This window comes from Collinsella aerofaciens (genome assembly GCF_025289055.1).
Classification (GTDB): Bacteria; Actinomycetota; Coriobacteriia; order Coriobacteriales; family Coriobacteriaceae; genus Collinsella.
Window position 1 is genome coordinate 1 of record NZ_JAESIQ010000041.1, and the last position, 3,064, is coordinate 3,064.

3 protein-coding genes are annotated in these 3,064 nt (G+C 60.1%); all 3 read left to right on the forward strand.

The window, feature by feature from the left end; all coding sequences use genetic code 11:
- Positions 1–166 (forward strand): arginine deiminase family protein (locus JMJ97_RS09375; RefSeq protein ID WP_260700095.1); only part of this gene is annotated, 166 nt, incomplete at its 5' end.
- Positions 167–271: 105 nt separating this feature from the next.
- Positions 272–1,267, forward strand: coding sequence for an ornithine carbamoyltransferase (gene argF, locus JMJ97_RS09380; protein ID WP_006234279.1), 996 nt, complete (start codon positions 272–274; stop codon positions 1,265–1,267).
- Positions 1,268–1,405: 138 nt separating this feature from the next.
- On the forward strand, positions 1,406–2,893 hold the full coding sequence (locus tag JMJ97_RS09385) for a YfcC family protein (protein ID WP_411161277.1): 1,488 nt from the start codon (positions 1,406–1,408) through the stop codon (positions 2,891–2,893).
- Positions 2,894–3,064: the final 171 nt, after the last annotated feature.

Genomic DNA, 3,064 nt, shown 5'->3' on the forward strand with positions numbered 1-3,064 from the left:
GTGCGTCGAGCCCGGCAAGATCTGCGTCTACGCCCGCAACACCGTCACCAACGACGTGCTGTACAAGGAGGGCCTGGACCTTCTCGTCGTGCCCTCCGCCGAGCTCTCCCGCGGCCGCGGCGGCCCGCGCTGCATGAGCATGCCCTTCTGGCGCGAGGACCTCTAAGTCTTTCCGTTTCCGGTGCGGTCCCCCTACAACCGCACCGGCTTCGCCCGTTAAACGGGCACCACTAATACTTACGTAATTCATTTCTTCGAAAGGAATCAAACCATGGGTGTTAACCTCTCCGGCCGTAGCTTCCTCAAGCTTCTCGACCTCACCACCGAGGAGATCGAGTACCTGCTCAAGCTCTCCAAGAACTTCAAGGATATGAAGCGCGCTGGCGTTCCGCACCGCTATCTCGAGGGCAAGAACATCGTTCTGCTCTTCCAGAAGACCTCTACTCGTACCCGCTGCGCCTTCGAGGTCGGCGGCATGGATCTGGGTATGGGCGTGACCTACCTCGATCCGGGTTCGTCGCAGATGGGCAAGAAGGAGTCCATCGAGGACACCGCCCGCGTTCTCGGCCGCATGTATGACGGCATCGAGTTCCGTGGCTTTGCCCAGGACGACGTCGAGGAGCTCGCTGCTAAGTCCGGCGTGCCCGTGTGGAACGGCCTGACCACCGAGTGGCACCCCACCCAGATGCTCGCCGACATCCTGACCGTCCAGGAGAACTTCAACTACGACATCAAGGGCAAGACCCTCGTCTTCATGGGCGACTGCAAGAACAATGTCGCTCGCTCCCTCATGGTCGTCTGCTCCAAGCTCGGCATGAACTTCGTGGCCTGCGGCCCCGAGGAGTGCATGCCCGCTGACGACGTCATCGAGGCCTGCAAGCCCATCGCCGAGGCTAACGGCTGCACCATCAAGCTGACCACCGACGTCAAGGACGGCGTCACCGGTGCCGACGTTATCTACACCGACGTGTGGGTCTCCATGGGCGAGCCCGACGAGGTCTGGGCCGAGCGCATCGCTCAGCTCACCCCGTATCGTGTTACCTCCGAGGTCATGGCTATGGCCAACCCGGGTGCTATCTTCCTGCACTGCCTGCCCAGCTTCCACGACACCAACACCACCATTGGCGCCGAGAAGTGCGAGCAGTTCGGCATCACCGAGCAGGAGGTCACCGACGAGGTCTTCGAGAGCCCCGCTTCCAAGGTCTTCGACGAGGCCGAGAACCGCATGCACACCATCAAGGCTGTCATGTACGCCACGCTCAAGTAAGAGCATCTAGCATCTCGCTCGGGGTGTATTGCTGCACACCCCGAGCGGTTTTATCTGGTAATAATCTCGCATCAAGCGGCAGGCACGGCACGGAAGAGCCGCTTCTGGCGAGATCAGTAAATGATTTATGAAGGGGGGATGAGAACTATGACTGAGACCGCTAAGAAAAAGCGCGGTATGCCTTCATCGTTCACCATTCTTCTTGCTCTGCTGGCAATTGTCGCAGTGATTACCGTTATCGTCTCCGGCACGTCCGGCGGCGCGGTTACTGCCGCCCGTCTGAGCGATTTCTGCACCGCCCCGATTAAGGGCTTCGCTGACGCTCTGCCTGTCTGCCTCTTCGTTATGATCCTGGGCGGCTTCCTCGGCATGATGACCGAGACCGGCGCTCTGGACAACGGCATCGCCGTTCTGGTGCAGAAGCTTAAGGGCAACGAGATTATGCTCATTCCCGTGCTGATGCTCATCTTCTCCCTCGGTGGTACCACCTATGGTATGTGCGAGGAGACCGTTCCCTTCTACGCCCTGCTCGCCGCTACCATGATGGCCGCTGGCTTCGACCCCATGGTCGGTGCCGCTACCGTCCTGCTCGGCGCTGGCTGCGGCTGCCTGGGCTCCACGGTTAACCCGTTCGCCGTCGGCGCTGCCGTCGACGCTCTGACCGGCGTTGGCATTGAGGTCAACCAGTCCATCATCATCGGCCTCGGTGCCGTCCTGTGGATTGTTACCACTGCCATGTCCATCTTCTTCGTCATGAGCTATGCCAAGAAGGTCAAGGCTGACAAGGGTTCCACCATTCTTTCGATGCAGGAGCTCAAGGACGCCGAAGAGGCTCACGGCAAGGCTGCTTCCGAGGTCCACAAGGAGGTCAAGCTCACCGGTCGTCAGAAGGGTGTTCTGATCGCCTTCGCCTTCACCTTCGTCGTCATGATCGTCGGCTTCATTCCGCTGGCCGACCTCAACGAGGGCGTCGCCAACTTCTTCGACGCTGGCGCTGTCTACGACGCCGACGGTAACGCCGTCGTCCAGGGCTGGTCTGCCCTGATCACCGGCCTGCCCATTGGCCAGTGGTACTTCGACGAGGCTTCCACCTGGTTCTTCCTCATGGCCGTCCTGATCGGTATCATCGGTGGCCTGTCCGAGAAGCAGATCGTTAACACCTTCATCACCGGCGCTGCCGACATGATGTCCGTTGTTCTCGTTATCGCCCTCGCCCGTGGTATCTCCGTCCTCATGGCTAACACCGGCCTCGATGTCTTCGTCCTCGACGCTGCCGCCAATGCCCTGGCTGGCCTGTCCGGCGTGATCTTCGCTCCCATGAGCTTCCTGGTCTACTTCGGCCTGTCCTTCCTGATCCCCTCGACCTCCGGTATGGCCACCGTCTCCATGCCCATCATGGGACCGCTGGCTGTTAAGCTCGGCTTCTCGCCTGAGGTCATGGTCATGATCTTCTCCGCCGCCATCGGTGTCGTGAACCTGTTCACCCCGACCTCCGGTGCCATCATGGGCGGTCTCGCCCTGGCCAAGATCGAGTGGACGACCTGGCTCAAGTTTGCCCTTAAGCTCATCGTTGCTCTCTCCGTCGTCTGTGCCATCATCCTGACCGTCGCCTGCGTGTTGATCTAAGTACCCAACGGGTACCCCACGGAAACCTTGACGATCCTGTAGAGGATCACCTGGTCATCGTCTGTCCGGTGGGGTAAACCCACCGGTAGACTCCTACCTTTAGCCCCCTTCCGTTCCTGAACTGCACCCCAAAACTTGGACGGCTTAAATAAGAACTACGCCGCAAGGGAC

What these genes read in the sequence shown, in the direction of transcription:
- JMJ97_RS09385 (WP_411161277.1), top strand. Translation starts at nt 1,406, where the DNA reads ATGAGAACTATGACTGAGACCGCTAAGAAAAAGCGCGGTATGCCTTCA.
- argF (WP_006234279.1), top strand. Translation starts at nt 272, where the DNA reads ATGGGTGTTAACCTCTCCGGCCGTAGCTTCCTCAAGCTTCTCGACCTC.